This window comes from Actinoplanes sp. NBRC 101535 (genome assembly GCF_030269225.1).
Classification (GTDB): Bacteria; Actinomycetota; Actinomycetes; order Mycobacteriales; family Micromonosporaceae; genus Actinoplanes; species Actinoplanes rectilineatus.
In genome coordinates this window covers 239,676-256,176 of the sequence record NZ_BSSY01000007.1, presented here as the reverse complement: position 1 = coordinate 256,176, position 16,501 = coordinate 239,676, and the positions used below count along the sequence as shown (strand labels likewise).

Below are 16,501 nucleotides of genomic sequence, written 5' to 3'. Positions count from 1 at the left end.
GGCAGGAGCTCAGCGGCAGCCTGCGTGGAAGGCGCCGGGGACGGCGAAGCGCCGCCATTCGGTTTCGGTCAGGCCGCGGCCCACGGCAGCGCACGCGGCTGAGGTGAGAGCGTCGTCGGCGACCGGGATCCGGCGGGTGGCGCCCTCGCCGTCGAGGTGGATCAGGTGGCGGTCGTCGGCGCTGAACGCGTATTCGCCGTACGGGTCCGGGTCGGTGCCGAGCACGGCCAGGGTGTCCGCCGCGACGATCTCGCCGTCCGTGGTCACCAGAGTCCTACCGTCGTGGCTGAAGGTGGCGACATCACCGGAGAGCCGGGCGGCCGCCACCTCCGTGCACGTGCCGACCGTGGTGTCGACGAGGTGGAGCTGGCCGTCCTGGCCGCTGACCGCCAGGCGGGTGCCGTCCGGGGTGAACCGCATCGACCCGCCGCCGGTCACCGACGGGCCGAAGAGGGCGGGGCAGCGGATCCGGACCCGGCCGTCGGAGGTGCCGTAGACGGCCAGCCCGGTCAGGTGGTCGGAGGCGGCCAGCATCCGGCCGTCCGGGCTGAGCACCGTGGACAGCGGGTACGGGCGGGGCAGCGCGTCCAGCCGGAAGCTCCGGATCCGGGTGCCGTCGCCGCGGTACACGACGGCCTCCTCGTTCGTCCGGCCGTCCACGCCGACCAGCACCCGGCCGTCGCTGCTCGCCATCACCTCGCCGGGCAGGTCGGTCACCAGCCGGGCCGGGATTTCGGCCGCGTAGGTGCCGGTGCGGTGATCGAGCCCGCTGCGGCCGAACGAACTGTGCGACACGGCGATGCGCGTGCCGTCCCGGGCGACCGTGATCCCGGTGGCGCCCGCCGCACCCGGCAGGGGGAGGCGCCACTGCTCCCGTCCGGTGGTGGTGTCCCAGGCGACCGCCGTCCCGTCCGCGGTCATCGCGGCAGCGGCAGCGCCGTCGTTGATCAGGATCGGACTCGACGCTCCGGGGAGCTCCGGAACCGCGCCGAGGCGGAACGGTGGCCCGGTGCGGTCCACCTGCCAGACCGTCGGGGTGCCGCCCGCGCCCACCGCGACCAGGAGCTCACCCGTGCCGTCGAACGCCACCGCGTACGCCCCACCCACCGACCCCGGCAGCAGGGCGGGCCGCTCCCCCGGCTCGTCAAGGTCCCACAGAAGGACGCCGTCCGCGGTGCCGAGCGCCAGGCGACGGCCGTCGGGTGATGCGGCCGTGCCGCCGACACTGCTGGAGATCACCTCGTCGGGCACCGGCCGGGTCAGGCGTTCCGAGGTGATCCCGGTGTCGCCCCATCCGATCAGGGCCGACTCGTCGGTCGAGAATCGTGCCCACGGCGTCCAGTGGACCTTCCGCAGGGCTCCGGTGGCGGCGTCGAGCAGGAACCGTACGGTCAGATTCTCCGCACCGCCGCCCGCGGTGACCGAGATCAGCTTTCCGGACGGGCTGAACACCACCTGCCCGACCGTCATCCCGGCGGGCACCGGCACGCGGACGTCCCGGTCCGGGCCGCCGCCGTGCACGACCACCCGGCCGCCGGACTCGGCCAGGGCGATCCGGTCGCCGCGCGGGCTCAGTGCCATCGCGACCGCAGCGGTCGGGTATCCGGCGGCTGCGCGGCCCGTCGCGGTGTCGGCCACCACCGCCCGGCCCGCGGCGAACAGCCCGACCCGGCGACCGTCCGCACTGGTCACAGCACCCCGCTCGGCATCGATCCCCAACGCCGGCCCGGTCACCAGCCGCGCCCCGTCCCGGATCCGCAGCCGGCCGTCCGCCCCGATCACCACCACGCGGCCACCCCCGGTCACCGCAGCGACACCGGGCACGGTCGCAAGATCGGCGCCGGTCCGCGGATCCAGGAAGACCACCGCACCGGCCCGGCGAACAGCGAAGGCACCGTCGATCAGGGCCGTCTCCGACTCGTCCTCGACCGCCTCGGCGACGATCCGCCCGGTGCCGGCCTGCGGCTCCCACAACCGGACCCGGCCCGATGCGTCGCGGGCCAGCAGGAACCGCCCGTCCGGGCCGAAGGCCAGCTCGCAGACGTTCGTGTCGCCCTCCGCCGCGGGTAGCACGATCGGTGTCCCGTCGCCGCCGGTGACCGGCCACACGAAGATCCGCCCGTCCGTCGATCCGGCGTCGCCGGGCCCGTTGTTCGCGGCCGGGCAGTGCGCACCGGCGACCCACTGCCCGGCCGCGCTGACCGCCAGGACCCGCAGGTCGAACGGCGCGGACCGGTCACCGGGGGCGCGCAGGAACCGCCGGACGCCCCGGCCGGACTCGAGTACCGCGCCGAGCAGGCCGCCCCGGGCCTCGTCGGTCGGCGCCAGCGCGACGGCCCGGACGGCGAGCAGCAGCGCCAGGTCGAGCCGGGACGGCCGCAACTGGACCGACTGGGCGGCGAGCTGCCGGGAACTCGCCTCCCGGGATCGCCGCACGGCGAGGACGGCGGTCACCGAGGCGACCACGGCGAGCGTGGTCAGCAGCGCGATCGCCACGCGACGGATCCGGACGGCTTTGCGGTGTTCGCGGACGTCCTCGCCGTAAAGCTCGTCGACGTCGCGGCCGCGTACCCGTGCAGAGATCTTGGCGATGACGTCGGGGCTCATCCCGGCCGGGGCGTCCAGATAGGTCGGCTCGGCCGGGAACGCGCCGGCGAGCGCCGGTGACACCGCGTCCGAGGCGGTGAAACGCCCGTCCGCCCAGTGCAGCGTGCCGCCGGTGCGCACCAGCACGATGTGGTCCGGCGACCGGGTCGCCAGCCAGTACTCGATCTCCTTGGCCACCCACCGGGACCGGGCCGACGCGGGTGAGGCCAGCACGATCAGGAACCGGGACCGGTCGAGGCAGCGCTGCAGGTCACGTTCCAGGTCAGGTGACGCGGACAGGCTCGCGGCGTCCAGGAACACGCGCAGGGCCCGCATCCGGAACCAGGGCCGGGCGAACCCGTGCAACCCGCGCCGGAGTTCCTCGGCCGCACCGGCGTCCGGCACCCGAGCGTACGAGATGAAAGCGTCGTATCCTCTCGCCACAGGCCCAGGCTAGGGATCCCCGGCGCCCCGGGCCACACTGTGCGTGCGCCGCGTCCCGGCTCAGAGATCGTCGAGCTGGATGAGGCCGTCCTGCAGTGCCCGCGCGACCAGGGCCGCCTTCGTGGAGGCGGGACGGCCGGCGCGGGCATACCGGACGCGCACCCGGTCGATGTAGCCCTCGACCGTCCGCGGCGACAGGTTGCAGCGGGCCGCCACCAGCTGCTTGGACTCGCACTGGAACCAGGCGAGCAGCACCTCCTGCTCCCGGTCGGTCAGCCGGGGGCGGTCCGAGGCGTCGTTCGCCGACATCGCCCCGGCCAGGGCGGGTGGCACGTAGGGCAGGTCCTGGGCGGCCGCCCGGACCGCCGCGACCAGGTGCTCCTCGCCCTCGGCCTTGGTGAGGAAGGTCGCGCAGCCGGCGTCCAGGCAGCGCAGCGCGGTCTCCCGGTCCTCGCGCATCGTGTAGACGACGACCCGCCGGCCCGCGGTGACCAGTTCGGTCAGGGCGTCCCACGCCACGGTGGGCCGGTCGGCCAGCTGCAGGTCCAGGACGATCACGTCGGCGAGCAGGCCGTCCGGGCTCCAGGGGAGGCGCGGGTCGCTGCCGGCGGCGGTCACGGTGATCCCGGCGCCGTCGAACCAGGTGCGCACCCCGGCCAGCACCACCGGATGGTCGTCGATGATCGCCACGGACGGGTTCAGACGGGACATGTCAGCTCCACCCACAGAGTCTCGCCGATCGTGGTCGTCCGCATCACCAGGGGTGCCGGAACCTCGTCGATCGAAAAACCGGAACCCGCTTCACTGGTACGCGCAACGACACTCAAACTCAGATGGGTGGCCGTCGGCACCGCGGTCAGCCGCAGGCGTGCCCCCGGCAGCCGGGCGGCCTCCCGGACCACGTCGCAGGTCGCCCGGCGCAGCACCGGGGGCAGGTCCCCGGCGTGCACGGTCACCTCGACCGGGATGCCGGCGGCCTGCACGTCGTCGAGGCAGGCGGACAGGTCGTCGCCGAGCGGGTCGTGGCCGTCGCCGTACCATTCGGCGAGCAGGCGGCGGACCTGGGTGGACGCCACCCGGCTGCGCTGGCGCAGGGTGTCGTCGGGGTCGGCGTCGGCGAGGCTGGCCAGCACCGGTTCCACCGCCGCGGCGACCGCCCGGGACCGGCGCAGACGGTCCTCGTGCAGGGCCTGCGCGACGATCTGCCCGGTCCGGATCGCCTCCTGGGCGCGGTGCTGTTCGTTGGCGGCCAGCGCCGACCGGGCGACCGCCTGGATCGCCAGGGCGACCGGCAGTTGCAGGCCGAAGATGCCCAGGGCCCGGGCGATCATCCGGACCATCTCCGGTGCGCCGGCCGGGATCGCGACGACCATCGCCAGCACGACCGGCAGGGTCAGCCACAGCATGAGCGGGCGCAGCCGGCCCGCGGAGGCGGTGGTCAGCAGCAGCCAGCCGTTCACCCCGATCGCCCAGTTGGCGCTGGTGTGCTGCAGGTCGGCGGGCACGGTGAGGGTGACCGCCGCGGTGGCGCCGAACGTCACCGCGGTCAGCAGGAACGCCAGGACCCGCCAGGTCGGGAAGACCACCGACACCGGGGTGACCGCCCAGGCGCCGACGCTGGTCAGGTAGGCCGCGGGCTGGATGCCGGCGCCGGACAGCCCCTCCTCCCGGTAGAGGACCAGCAGCATGATGCCGGCGACCACCCACGAGCCCCAGCGGAACGCCGTGCGGATGTCGGTCATGCGGCCGGCCAGCGCAGGGCGATCCGGGTGCCGTGGCCGGGGGCGCTGACCACCCGCGCGCTGCCGCCGGCCCGGCGCATCCGTTCCTCGACCGACAGCCGCAGACCCAGGTGTACGCCGCCCGGCACCTCCTCCGGCCGGAAACCGCACCCGTCGTCGGTCACGTCCACCTCCACCACGCCGGGTTCGGGGTGGCGGACCGTCACCGCGGCGCGGCCGGTCCCGGCGTGCCGCTCGACGTTGCGCAGCGCCTCGTCGCGGGCCGCCAGCAGCGCGTCCACGGCGTACGGCGGAATGGTCCCGGCCTGGTCCGGCGGCGCGGCCGTGACCGTGACGTCGAGCGTGCCGCCGTCCGGGGGTGTGCCCAGGTCGGCGACCGTGACCAGGCGGGACGCGGGTTCCAGCAGGGACAGTTCGGACCGGGCGCGGCGGCGCAGTTCGGGGCCGCCGGCGCCGCGGGCGGACGCCGCGGTGAGTGTCGCGGCGACGGTGTCGTGCAGCACCGCCAGGTGTTCCTTGACGTCGGCCCGGCGGGCGGTGGTGAGTTCGGCGTCGCGTTCGGCGGCGGCCGTCGCCCGGGTGAGTTCGTCGACTCGCCGCGCGTTGCGGACCACCAGCTCGATCAGGGCGCGGGCCATCCCGGCCTGCCAGAGCAGCATCGTCGCCTGGGTGGTGCCGTGGTCCCAGCCGTCGCCGGTGGCCAGCGACGATCCGGCCCACATCGCGGCCGCGGCGACGAGCGCGTAGCCGAGTCCGGCCCACGGGCGGGTGAGGATCTGCGCCACGCCGACGCAGATCGACGTCACCGGCCGGGACCAGTCCTCCAGGTCGAGGTATCCGTGCGGCGGGTCGAGCCACGGCAGCAGCACGCACGCGGCGGCCAGCGGGATCACGTCGACGGCGGCCGCCCACCGGGGCCGGCGGCCGGCCAGCAGCGAGACGGCCTGCCAGACCAGGACGACACCGACGATCACCACGGAACTCGCCACCGGGGCGCCGACCGGCAGCAGCACGGTGCAGCCGACGACCACGATCACCCGGGCGATCACGGCGAGCCGCGCGGCGCCGGCCCGGACCGACGTCTCCACCGGCCCGGTGATGCGATTATTGCTCAACGACCCCTCCCGGACGCACACGCTATCCGACAGATGAGGGTCGTTCACCCCTCATGGTCTCCGTGACGAATAGGTAACGTCCTGACTCGACAGGGGCGCACCAGTTCAACCGGTCCGTCACGGACCGGTTCAGGCACGGCAGGGCACAACGGGGGCGGGTCGTGTTCCCAGGCGGGAACACGGCCCGATGTGTCAGGCCGGACGCCACCCGGTCGCCGGGGCACGCTCGGTGAAACGCTCGCCGATCAGCCGGTGCGTGGCGGTGTCCGGATGCAGCCGGTCCGGCAGCGGATGCCGTGTCGCGTCCGGTTCGCCGTAGAGGTCGAGTCCGTCCAGGTAGTACAGGTGATGGTCGTGTTCCGCCCGCTGGGCGACGATCCGCGCCAGTTCCGCCCGTATCATCCGCAAGGTCAGCTGGCCCTGGCCGGTGGCGGTGTACTTCAGCTCCCCGGCGCGCAGTGCCTCGACATCGATCGCGCCGGGTCCCGGGGTGTCCTCGTGGATCGGGCACAGGATCGGCGAGACCACCAGCAGCGGAGTGTCCGGATGCCCGTCCCGGACGGTGTCCAGGAAACCGTGCACGGCCGGACGGAACGCCCGCATCCGCATCGCGTCGGCGTTCACCACGTTGATGCCGAGCTTGACGCTGATCAGGTCAGCCGGGGTGTCGCGGATCGTCCGGGCGGTGAACGGGTCCACCATGGCGCTGCCGCCCAGACCGAGGTTGATCAGGTCGTGCCCGGCCGCGGCCGCGGCGATCGCGGGCCAGACGCCGGTCGGGTTCGCCGCGTTGGAGCCGTGACTGATCGAGCTTCCGTGGTGCAGCCAGACCGGGCGGTCCCCGGCCGGCGCGGGCAGCACCGGCTCGTCGGTGCGCAGCTCGACGAGTTCGGTGGACTCCAGGTACGGCAACCAGATGACCACGTCCTTGAGCGTGTCCCCGAGATCACCGAAACGGATCGTGCCCGGTGCCGCCTCGGTGACCGTACGGGCGCCGGTCGTCATGTCGATGCTGATGAACGTGGCGTCGTCGACGGTCGCCTGCCCGGCGAGACGGCCGTCCACCACCAGGTCGTAGACGCCCTTCGGCCGCTGCGGCATGCCGATCATGCCGCGCCGGGTGGGCAGCGCCTCCAGCTCGATCACCGAGGCGCGGGTCCGGAACTCCAGCCGCACCCCGGACGTCTCCGCCTCGACCATGCTCAGCTGCGGGTCGTCACCCTGCTCCCGGGCCCAGGCGGGCAGCCGGTGCGGGCGGACGCCCCGGCCGGTCTCCTCCAGCTCGGCGGCGCCACGGATCAGCTCCGCGGTGATCGGCGTAATGATCATCGACTCAACTCCCGGCAAGGTCCCGGCACAGGGACAACAGACGTTCATCCTCGCTGATCTCCGCCGGCGACAGTCCGAGATTGCTCACGTTGTGACGCAGCACGACGGTCAGCTCGGCACGGGCGTACCGCGCCGCGTACCGGACATCGCCGGTCTCCGCCCACAGGCGCGCGATACGCGGGCGCACCCGGGGCGCGGCCTCCCACACCCGGCCCAGCCGGCGGGCCGCCTCCCGGTCGCCGGCCACCCGCCACAACGCCGCCGCGGCGGACGCCGCCACCGCCGCCTCGACCCGGCCGTTCATCAGCTTCGCCAGCCGCCGTGACCGGTCCTTCACCCGGATGCCGAGGACCGCGAGACCGTCGATCGCCGCCACCCGGTGCTCCGCGTCCGCCCGGCGGTTGTCGAAATACCGGTCGTACACCCCGGCAGCCGCCGCGACATCCCCGGTGACCTGCCAGATCGCCCGGGCCGCCGCCAGTTCCAGCACCGGATCACCACAGGTCAGCGCCTCCCGCACGGCCGGTGCCCGGCCCGCCACCGCGCGGCCGGCCAGCGCCAGCAGTCCGAGAGTGACCAGATCGATCGGCTCCGCGTCGAGGAAGTCGACGGCGTCGTTCGGCGCGACCGCGGTCAACGCATGCAACAGGCCCACCCGGTGCGGATCCTGCCGCAACCGCCGCAGCAGCGTGCGGCGCAACGGCCGGGCCCGCACCCCGAAACCCGCGATCGACCGATACAGACCACCCGCGTCCGGGACCTCGTCGAGCAGCCGGCCCAGCATCGGCAGCACCCGCTCGTCGCCCAGACCAGCCAGGGTCGTCACCGCCGGGCCGAGCACCGGACCACGCGGGCCCTGCACCACCCAGGAGACCCGGTCGTCGCCGGCACGCGGGCGCACCCAGCGGTCCTCGCGCGGCAGCGTGGCCCACACCTCGTCGGCGGCCGGCCGCGCCATCTCGCCGATACTGCCCAGCACCCGCAGCGCAGCGGCCCTGACCTGCGGATCCGGGTCCCGCAGCAGTTCGGTGGTGCGCCGCACGACCGGCCGGTAGGGGGCGCGCAGCCGCTGCACCAGCGACGGCAGCTGGCCGAGCGCGTCCAGCCGGGCCTCCCCCGCGTCCATCGCGAGCATCGTCTCCAGCAGGCCGAGATGCGCGCCGACGTCGTCCCGGTAGGTCGCCCGGATCGCGGTCACCACCCGGTGATAGCCGGGCGTCCACTGCCACGCCGACGTCCGGCGGCCGGTCAGCAGCGGCTCGACGTCCACGTCCACCGGCTCCGGTGTCCGGTTGAGACCTTCCCGGTAGGCGTCCAGCAGCGTCGCGCGCGCCGTCTCCGGGTCGAAGGCCGCCGGGTCGAAAACCAACGCCGCACTGGGCGGGACCGGCTCGGACATCCGGGTCAGCTCGGCCAGCGCCTCGATGCGAACCCGCAGGTCACCGTCGCTGTCGGCGACCCACGCCAGGAAGGCGCGAACCGGCTCCCGGCCCCGGCCCACCGACCCGGTGATCACGCTGCTGCGTACCAGCATCAGGCGGACCGCCGGGTCCGGCTCCTCGATGTAGCGCCGCCACAGCAGGCCGGTCAGCCCCGGGCGCAACCGGAAGATCGCCCGCAGCGTCCAGGCCGCCGCCTCGCGGACCGCCGGATCCTCGTCGGCGAGGAGTTCCGGCAGCTCAGGACGCTGCGCCAGGAACCGCTTGGCGCGCAGCGTCTCGCCGGCCATCCAGGTCCGGTCCGCGCCGGCCAGATCACCGACCAGCCGCAGGATGCGCCCCCGGTCCGTCCGGGACGGATCAGCCACCAACTCCAACAGCATCGGCAGCGCGTCGACCACCCACGGCCGGACGTCCTCACCCACGGGCGCCGACCGATAAAGACCGCGCAGGGCGGTGGTCCGGGCAGGCGGTTCACCACCGGCCAGATCGGCGAGCAGACGGGGTACGCCGAAAGCGCCGATCCGTGGCCCCCAGCCCTCGTCGCGAACCCCGGTGAGCGGGATGGCCGTGTCCGTCATTCGCTAGATGATGGGGGTACCCGATCCGGCCCGCTACTCGGGGGCATCGTTTACCCGGTGCATCGTCGACCCGGTGCATCGTTCCCGGTCAGGACGGCGCGCCGCTCGGGGCCGTACCATGCCGGGAGCGGCATTCGTCATAGGTGGTGCAGGTGTACTCGACACTGCTGACAAACGGCAACGCGGACAGTTCGCCGGCGGCCGGGCTGTCCCGGACTTCGCGGACGGCGGCGGCGTCGGGCAGGTCCGCCTTCACCGTCTGCGTCGTCTGCGTCGGCACCTCCGTCGGTTCCCTTGACAGTTCCTCCGACGGCTCCTCCGACGGCTCCTGCGGTTCACCGTCGGGGAACGACTCCGGGGTGCCGGTGACGGTGATGCTGGTCGCGCCCATCGAACGCAGCAGTTCGTCCAGCTCGGCCTTCTGCTCCTCGGTGGTCTCCGGGACGAGGAGCACGGTGACCGCGGCCTCCTCGTCGGCCCGTTTCTCCAGGCTCTCCCGATGAGAGTCCCCGGCTCCGGCGAAAAGGCCACAACCGGTCAGGCTTGCACACAAGGCGACGACAGCGACGATTCTCGACAGGCGCACCCGCGGAGATTAGCAGTCGGCCATCGCCGAAACTCGATCGACGTCAGGCGTACCCCACAGGGTGGAGACCGCGGCGGAAACGCCTGGCCGGCGCCGGGATAGGGTGCGGGCGTGAGCGAGACACCCCTGTCCGACCTGATGGCGCAGCATGCGGAAACCCGCAGTCCGGAGAGCTACGAGCGGTTCCTGACCGCGTTCCGCGACGCCACCGTCGGCATCGCCGCCGTCGAGGTCGAAGGCATCGAGGACCGGGTGGCCGCCGGCAGCACCCGGCACGGCGACGGCCTGCGACGACTGATCGCCTTCGCCGACCCGGAGGTGGCCGCCAAGGCGCCGGACACCCAGTGCAACGCGGGCATCGCGGGCAGTGTGCTGCTGCAGATGGCGATCCAGGACCCGGACACCGCGGGCCTGCTGGTCAACAGCGCCACCGCCACCATCAGCCTGGTGATCAGCCGCGAGCGGGCCGCCGCCCTGATCGGCTGAGCCTCCCGGCCGGCCCATCCGCCCGCCCGCGCCGACCAGGTCCATCAGGCGAAACCTCCGTTGCTGAGCAGCAGCTGCCCATTGATCCACTGACCTTGGGGCGAGCACAGGAAGTCCACCAGGTTCGCGGTGTCCCGCGGGGTGCCGAGACGGCCGAGCGGCGTCTGCCGGATGCCACTCGCGCGGATCTCGTCGGTCATCCAGCCGGTGTCGACCGGACCGGGATTGATCACATTGGCGGTGATCCCGAGGTGGGCCAGTTCGTGGGCGGCCGCCCGGGTGATCCGGTCCAGGGCGCCTTTGCTCGCACCGTACGGCAGGTTGCCGACCGTGTGATCACTGGTCAACGCGATGATGCGGCCGCTTCCGGGCGTACCGCGAAAACGCCGTCCATATTCGCGGATCAGCAACCACGTCGCACGGGCGTTGACCGCGAAATGCCGGTCGAAACTCTCCACGGTGGTGTCCAGGAGACCGGAATCGACCGACTCGCAGTGGCACATCACCAGCGCGGTGACCGGTCCGATCCGGCGTTCCGCCTCGTCGAAGACGGCTGCCGGGGCGGCCACGTCACTCAGATCGGCCTCGATCGCGGCGACCGACGCGCCGTGGCCGGTGAGCGTCGCGGTGACGGCGCCGGTGGCCCCGGCTTCGACACCCCACTCCATCCGCTGGTCGTAGGCCGACCAGTAGGTGAAGGCGATGTCCCACCCGGAGGCCGCCAGCTGTGCCGCGATGCCGGCGCCGATCCCGACCGTGCGCCCCACCCCCGTGATGAGCGCCACCGGCCGGGATCCGTCCGTCATGACAACGATCCTTGGCGATCCCTGAGACTCGTGCAAACGCTTTTCGGGTACGCGGAAAGCACAGTCACCGGACCGCGCCTCCCGTGGCCGGAAATTCAGCGGGCCGCCGTTCCCTGACGATCCTCCAGCGGCGGCATCCTCCAGCCCGTCGCCAACCGGGACGGGTGCAGATTCCGGGCGCCGCCGAAGAACTCGGTGAACTTCATGATCAGTGGATCCCAGCGCAGCGGGTCGACGTACGCGGTCCCCGGGATCAGCAGTTCCTCCTCCACATGGGTCCGCAGCACCTGCACCTCGAAAGCCGTCGCCCGGATGTCCGGTTCCATCATCCCGTGGGCCGCGACCACCCGGCATTCGAGCTGGATCGGGCACTCCCGCACCCGGTCCGGTCGCACCGTCTGCGACGGCTGGGCGTGCAGCCCGCTCACCGCGAACTTGTCCCGCACATACCGGTATCCCTGCGCCTGTTTATGCTCGGGCACATCCGGCCGCCCGGTGGTCATCGCCATCCGGTCGATCGCACCGACCATTCCCGAGTCCGGGAGGTTCAACACCACCTCGCCGTGCCGCCGCATGTTGGCAGCGGTCCGGCTGCGGTCGCTCATCCCGAGGACGCAGGTCTGGTCCAGCCACCAGGCCGACGACATCGGCGCGAGATTGGTGCTGCCGTCCTCGTTGAGGCTGCTGAGCACGACGACGGGTGTGCCGAAATACAGGACTTGAAGCCCCGGAACCACATGCATGCCGCGACTCTGCCCGCTGCACCGTCACCGGCGCTGGCGCTTTTCGGACCCGACGATCGTGGACAACGGCACGGTCCGGCCTATCCGAGTACGGTCCGCCCTATCCGGAGCGGCGAAGCCGAAGTAGCGAAGCCGAAGTAGCGAAGCCGAAGTAGCGAAGCCCCGAGCCGATCATGATGAAGGCCCGGGCGCGGCCGGTTCGAGGAGTCCGGTTCCGTGGAGTTCAGAGCGGCCCCGGGCCTGTGTGAGGTGGCGTCCGAAGAGGTGAACGAAGGCGTCTGGGAGGACCGCTGTCAGATCCAGCCCATGCGCTGGGCGTTGTGGATCGCGGTGATGCGGTTGGGGGCGGCCATCTTGGTGATCGCGTTGGAGAGGTAGTTGCGGACGGTGCCCTCGCTCAAGTGCAGGTGGCGGGCGATGTCGGAGACCGAGGAGCCGGCCGCGGCGAGGGAGAGGGTGTCGCGTTCACGGTCGGTGAGAGGGCTTTCGCCGACCATCATGGCGGAGGCGGCCAGTTCCGGGTCGAGATAACGGCCGCCGGCGTGGATTTTGCGGATGGCGGTGGCCAGTTCGTCGCTCGAGGCGTCTTTCGGGATGAAGCCGCGGACACCGGCGGCCATGGCACGACGCAGGTAACCGGGACGGGCGAACGTGCTCAGGATCAGCACGGACCGACCGGGAAGTTGCTCGGCAACGGACAACCCGTCGAGCCCGGGCATCTCGATGTCGAGAACGATGACGTCCGGCTCGTGGGCGGCGACGGCGGTGAGGACCTCGTCGCCACGCCCGCACTGGGCGACGACGGTCAGGTCGTCCTCGAACCCGAGCATCATCGCCAGGGCCTCGCGGATCAGGTGCTGGTCGTCGGCGAGGAGAACGCGGATCATCGAGCGGCTTTCCGATCGGTCGTATTTTCGTCAGCGGCACATGCGGCGGCCTCCACCGACACGGCAGACGGTCCGGCACCCACCGAAGCAACCGACGAACCGGTATCGGACGGTCCGACGCCGAGCGAAACAGCGGACGAGCCTGCGCCGAGCAAAGCGCCAGATGAGCCGTCAACGGACGAGGCAGCCGCAGACGAGGCAGTCACAGGCGAGGCAGTCACCGGCGAGGCAGTCACCGGCGAGGGCTCGGGTGGGCGCTGCGCAGGAATAGCCGCGGACGCCCAGGAATCGGAAGCAGTGGTGAGAGTGCCGAGCGGTGCGACCGCCCGGACCAAAAAGTGCCCGTCGGGAGTCGGCTGAGCCGTCAGGAGCCCGCCGACCGCGGACAACCGCTCGGCCATACCCGCCAGCCCACTGCCCGGCTCGCCGTCGGGCGTGGCCGCACCGTCGTTGAGGACTTCCAGGACGGCGGTGTCGCCGACCGCGTGGACCGAGATGCGACACCAGGTCGCGGCGCTGTGGCGGAGGATGTTCGTCGCGCTCTCCCGGACCACCCAGGCGAACGTGCCGGCCGTGTCGGCGCCGACCAGACCGGCGGGCACGTCGACCTGGCAGCGGATCCCGTCGGCTGCCAGGATGGCGCGCACACTCTCCACCTCGGATGGCAGGTCGAGCACGCGGTAGCCGCGGACCGCCTCGCGGATCTGACGCAGACTGTCCTGTGCCAGGCCTCGCACGGCGGTCATCTCGCCGGCGGCCCGGGCCGCGTCGATCCGGGTGAGTTTGCCGGCCAGCTCGCTCTTGACCGCGATCACCGACAGGCTGTGGCCGACGAGGTCATGCAGGTCACGGGCGAACCGCAGACGTTCCTCGGTGACCGCGAGCCGCGTCTCGGCGTCCTTGCTGGCGTGCGCCTGCTCGGCCAGATCGAAGATCCAGACCCAGAGCTGGTTCGCATAGGGCAGCACCAGCGACAGCGTGAGGAACAACCCGGCGGCGAATCCGGGTGGCAGGTGGTCGTCGGGCGCGCCGAAAGGTGCGGTCTCGTGGATGAGCAGGCTGACCGCGGCGGTGGCGGTCGCGGCGAGGAACGTCGGCCAGGGACGGGCCCGCATGGCGGCGAGGCTGAGCCAGCAGGCGCCGACGAACCCGGCGCCGGCCGCCCCGGCACCCTGCGAGACCAGGACGATCAGGGTGCCGGCGCCGGAGAGGACCACGTCACGGCGGAAGGTGGGGGTCGCACCCTGCCAGTGGGTGACCGAGACTCGGGCGACGCGGTAGCCGAACCAGGTGAACCCCGCCATGCCGACCAACCCGGTGACGAACCGGACCGGGGCGAGACCACCGGTGTCGGCCAGCTCGGTCATGACGCCGGACAGAAAACCGATCCAGCCGAGCGCCAGCGCCGAGCCGAGGCTCCACAGGGTCAGGCGCCGGGCCTTCTGGATGGCGGTCTTCATGCGCTTCACCTTACTTTTCGGGTACGACAGAAACACCGCTCAGCCTCGACGCGGATCCCAGCGGAAGTACCGTCGGGCGAGCACCGCGACCACGAGCACCCACGCCGCAAGCACACCCAGTGATGTCAGTGTCGCGGCGAGTTCCGCGCCGCCGGCGTACCCGGTGCGGATCAGGTCGGCGATCGGGGTCACCGGCAGGTACTCGGCGATCCGTTGCACCGTCTCGGGCAGGTAGTCCATCGGCATCATCGTCGGAGCGAGACCATAGCCGATGAGCAGCACCGGAACCGTGGCCAGCTGCGCCAGCTCACCGGTCGCGCTGAGCCCGGAGATCACCATCGCGAGCAGGCAGAAGAACACCGCGCCACCGAGCGCGCCGGCCAGCATCAGCACCGGGTTGGAAGGTGCGCCGACGCCGAGCACGATCGCCGCGACGACGAGGACCAGAATCTGCAGCATGGCGACGGCGATCGCGCCGAGTGCACTGCCGCCGAGGATCGCCCGAGCCGGGGCAGGTCCGCTGAGCAGGCGCTTGAGGACCAGTTCCTCGCGTCGGGAGGTGAAGAATCCGGCCAGGTTGACCATCGGCGCGTACAGCAGCATCGCGGCCATCTGACCCGTCACCGCGAAGGTCAGCGCCTCGTCGCCCTGCCCGCGGGCCACCCCGATCAGCAGAGCCGCGACGGCGAGCGGCATGAGGATCGCGTTGGTCAGCGCCGACCGGTTGCGGAAGATCAGGCCCAGGTCGAGACGGGCCAGGCGTACGGTCTGGGTCATCGCACTCATCGGTTGTCCTCCACGACCGTCAGGAACACGTCTTCCAGGGATGCGGGGCGGACCGACAGCCGATCCAGGGATTGTCCGCGGCCACCGGCCCAGGCCAGCAGGTTCGCGACGGCCCGGTGTGCCCGCGCACCCGTCTCGCCGTCGGTGACGATGTAGCGGGCGGTCAGGTCGCCACCGTTGACGGTGATCTCCGGCGCGGCGCCGTCGAGCCGGGGCAGGGCGTCGATCGGCGTGTCCGCGGACACCCGGAAGGCGATCCGGTCCCCGTGGCCGGCGACGACGTCGGTCACGGTGCCGGCGACCCGGATCTCCCCGCGGTGCATGATGGCGATCTCGCTGGCCAGCCGCTCGGCCTCCTCCAGGTAGTGCGTGGTCAGCAGCACGGTCGTACCGTCGTCGACCAGGTCCTGAACGAGACGCCAGGTGACCAGGCGCGCCTCCGGGTCCATGCCGGTGGTCGGCTCGTCGAGGAACAGCACCTCGGGGCGGCCGAGGACGGCGAGGGCCAGGTCCAGGCGGCGTTTCTGCCCGCCGGAGAGCTGGCGTACCGCGACACCGGACTTGTCGACCAGGTCGACCAGGCCGAGCGCCTCGTCGCGTCCCCGAGGCCGGGGGCTCAGGTCACGCCACAGGTCGACGGTCTCGGCGACGGTCAGATCGCCGATCAGGCCGCTCTCCTGCAACATGATCCCGACCCGGGGGCGCAGGGCCTTGCGGTCGGCGTACGGGTCGGCGCCGAGCAGCCGGACGGTCCCGTCAGCCGCCGGGCGGAAGCCCTCGAGGACCTCCATGGTCGTGGTCTTGCCGGCACCGTTCGTGCCGAGCAGGGCGAACAGCTGCCCCGGGGCGACGGTGAAGTCGATCCCGCGGACGGCTTCGAAGTCGCCGTACCGTTGCCGCAGCCCGGACACCTCGATCGCGGCGGTGGTACCGGTGGTCACCGGTGTGGACATCGCTTGCGTGCTCATGCCATCGATCCTTCGCGACGGCGGACGCCGACGGCAGTCGCCGCCGTCAGCATCCGTCCGGGAAAAGCGCCGGTTGCGGGGATGACAAATGTCAGAACCCGCCGGTCACCACGACACCCGTGTTACGCCACGCCACACCACGCCGCCCGCGCCACGCCGACCCACGCCGCACCACGCCGCCCGCACCACGCCACACACACCACGCCGCCCACACCCACGCCACACACACCGCCCGCGCGCCACGCCGCCCCACGCCACACCGCCCGCACCACGCCACGCCGACCGCGGTGGTCATCGCGACCGGGTCGACGGTGATTGATCTGCACCGGGTCGGCGCCGCGGATCCACACGTGGGCGATCGCGGTCAGCCTCGCGCCGGCAACGAATCCGGAGACGGTGAAGTCGCCGACCGCTTCCACCTCGCCGGGTTCGGTCGTGCTCCAGGCCACCGACGCCGGTTTCCGGACCCCTACGCCTTCCCATCGGTGGGGTCCGTGGCACTGCGGCCGGTGGGACCGGAGCAGCCGGGACGATCAGCGAAAA

The 16,501-nt window shown here is 72.3% G+C and carries 14 protein-coding genes; 1 reads left to right on the top strand and 13 read right to left on the bottom strand.

Translation table 11 applies throughout. The features are described 5' to 3' along the window. Positions 1 to 9: 9 nt before the first annotated feature. The 7 genes from QSK32_RS21405 to QSK32_RS21375 all read right to left on the bottom strand — a co-directional run bounded on the left by QSK32_RS21405 (position 10) and on the right by QSK32_RS21375 (position 9,822). Positions 10 to 3,030, bottom strand: coding sequence for a toll/interleukin-1 receptor domain-containing protein (locus tag QSK32_RS21405; protein ID WP_285472904.1), 3,021 nt, complete (start codon positions 3,028 to 3,030; stop codon positions 10 to 12). A gap of 60 nt (positions 3,031 to 3,090) precedes the next feature. Beyond that, positions 3,091 to 3,741 (bottom strand): response regulator transcription factor, encoded by a 651-nt coding sequence (locus tag QSK32_RS21400; protein ID WP_045744970.1) that lies wholly within the window; start codon positions 3,739 to 3,741, stop codon positions 3,091 to 3,093. Continuing rightward, positions 3,729 to 4,772 carry a sensor histidine kinase gene (locus QSK32_RS21395; RefSeq protein ID WP_285472903.1) on the bottom strand — a complete coding sequence of 348 codons (1,044 nt, stop codon included), beginning with the start codon at positions 4,770 to 4,772 and terminating at the stop codon, positions 3,729 to 3,731. Before QSK32_RS21395 ends, QSK32_RS21400 begins: the two co-directional genes overlap by 13 nt. Then, positions 4,769 to 5,887 carry a sensor histidine kinase gene (locus tag QSK32_RS21390; RefSeq protein WP_157411244.1) on the bottom strand — a complete coding sequence of 373 codons (1,119 nt, stop codon included), beginning with the start codon at positions 5,885 to 5,887 and terminating at the stop codon, positions 4,769 to 4,771. Before QSK32_RS21390 ends, QSK32_RS21395 begins: the two co-directional genes overlap by 4 nt. A gap of 192 nt (positions 5,888 to 6,079) precedes the next feature. Beyond that, positions 6,080 to 7,216 (bottom strand): GDSL-type esterase/lipase family protein, encoded by a 1,137-nt coding sequence (locus QSK32_RS21385; RefSeq protein ID WP_285472902.1) that lies wholly within the window; start codon positions 7,214 to 7,216, stop codon positions 6,080 to 6,082. 4 nt (positions 7,217 to 7,220) lie between these two features. Further along, the gene (locus tag QSK32_RS21380) at positions 7,221 to 9,236 is read right to left on the bottom strand and encodes a HEAT repeat domain-containing protein (protein ID WP_285472901.1); all 2,016 of its coding nucleotides are present in this window, start codon (positions 9,234 to 9,236) and stop codon (positions 7,221 to 7,223) included. 88 nt (positions 9,237 to 9,324) lie between these two features. After that, positions 9,325 to 9,822, bottom strand: coding sequence for a hypothetical protein (locus tag QSK32_RS21375; RefSeq protein WP_285472900.1), 498 nt, complete (start codon positions 9,820 to 9,822; stop codon positions 9,325 to 9,327). A gap of 111 nt (positions 9,823 to 9,933) precedes the next feature. On the opposite strand from QSK32_RS21375, the gene QSK32_RS21370 reads away from it, so the two are divergent. Continuing rightward, on the top strand, positions 9,934 to 10,308 hold the full coding sequence (locus QSK32_RS21370) for an SseB family protein (protein ID WP_052720852.1): 375 nt from the start codon (positions 9,934 to 9,936) through the stop codon (positions 10,306 to 10,308). A gap of 44 nt (positions 10,309 to 10,352) precedes the next feature. On the opposite strand, the gene QSK32_RS21365 is transcribed toward QSK32_RS21370, so the two are convergent. The 6 genes from QSK32_RS21365 to QSK32_RS21340 form a co-directional block, all read right to left on the bottom strand. Next, positions 10,353 to 11,114 (bottom strand): SDR family oxidoreductase, encoded by a 762-nt coding sequence (locus QSK32_RS21365; protein WP_285472899.1) that lies wholly within the window; start codon positions 11,112 to 11,114, stop codon positions 10,353 to 10,355. A 95-nt stretch (positions 11,115 to 11,209) separates the two neighbouring features. Further along, positions 11,210 to 11,857 carry a flavin reductase family protein gene (locus QSK32_RS21360; protein WP_285472898.1) on the bottom strand — a complete coding sequence of 216 codons (648 nt, stop codon included), beginning with the start codon at positions 11,855 to 11,857 and terminating at the stop codon, positions 11,210 to 11,212. A 293-nt stretch (positions 11,858 to 12,150) separates the two neighbouring features. After that, positions 12,151 to 12,744: a response regulator transcription factor gene (locus tag QSK32_RS21355; protein ID WP_045744963.1), complete on the bottom strand. Its 594-nt coding sequence runs from the start codon at positions 12,742 to 12,744 to the stop codon at positions 12,151 to 12,153. Next, positions 12,741 to 14,204: a sensor histidine kinase gene (locus QSK32_RS21350; protein ID WP_285472897.1), complete on the bottom strand. Its 1,464-nt coding sequence runs from the start codon at positions 14,202 to 14,204 to the stop codon at positions 12,741 to 12,743. Before QSK32_RS21350 ends, QSK32_RS21355 begins: the two co-directional genes overlap by 4 nt. 39 nt (positions 14,205 to 14,243) lie before the next feature. After that, a complete protein-coding gene (locus QSK32_RS21345) occupies positions 14,244 to 14,990 on the bottom strand; it encodes an ABC transporter permease (protein ID WP_285472896.1) in 747 nt (248 codons plus the stop codon). After that, the gene (locus tag QSK32_RS21340) at positions 14,987 to 15,958 is read right to left on the bottom strand and encodes an ABC transporter ATP-binding protein (RefSeq protein WP_285472895.1); all 972 of its coding nucleotides are present in this window, start codon (positions 15,956 to 15,958) and stop codon (positions 14,987 to 14,989) included. Before QSK32_RS21340 ends, QSK32_RS21345 begins: the two co-directional genes overlap by 4 nt. Positions 15,959 to 16,501 lie beyond the last annotated feature (543 nt).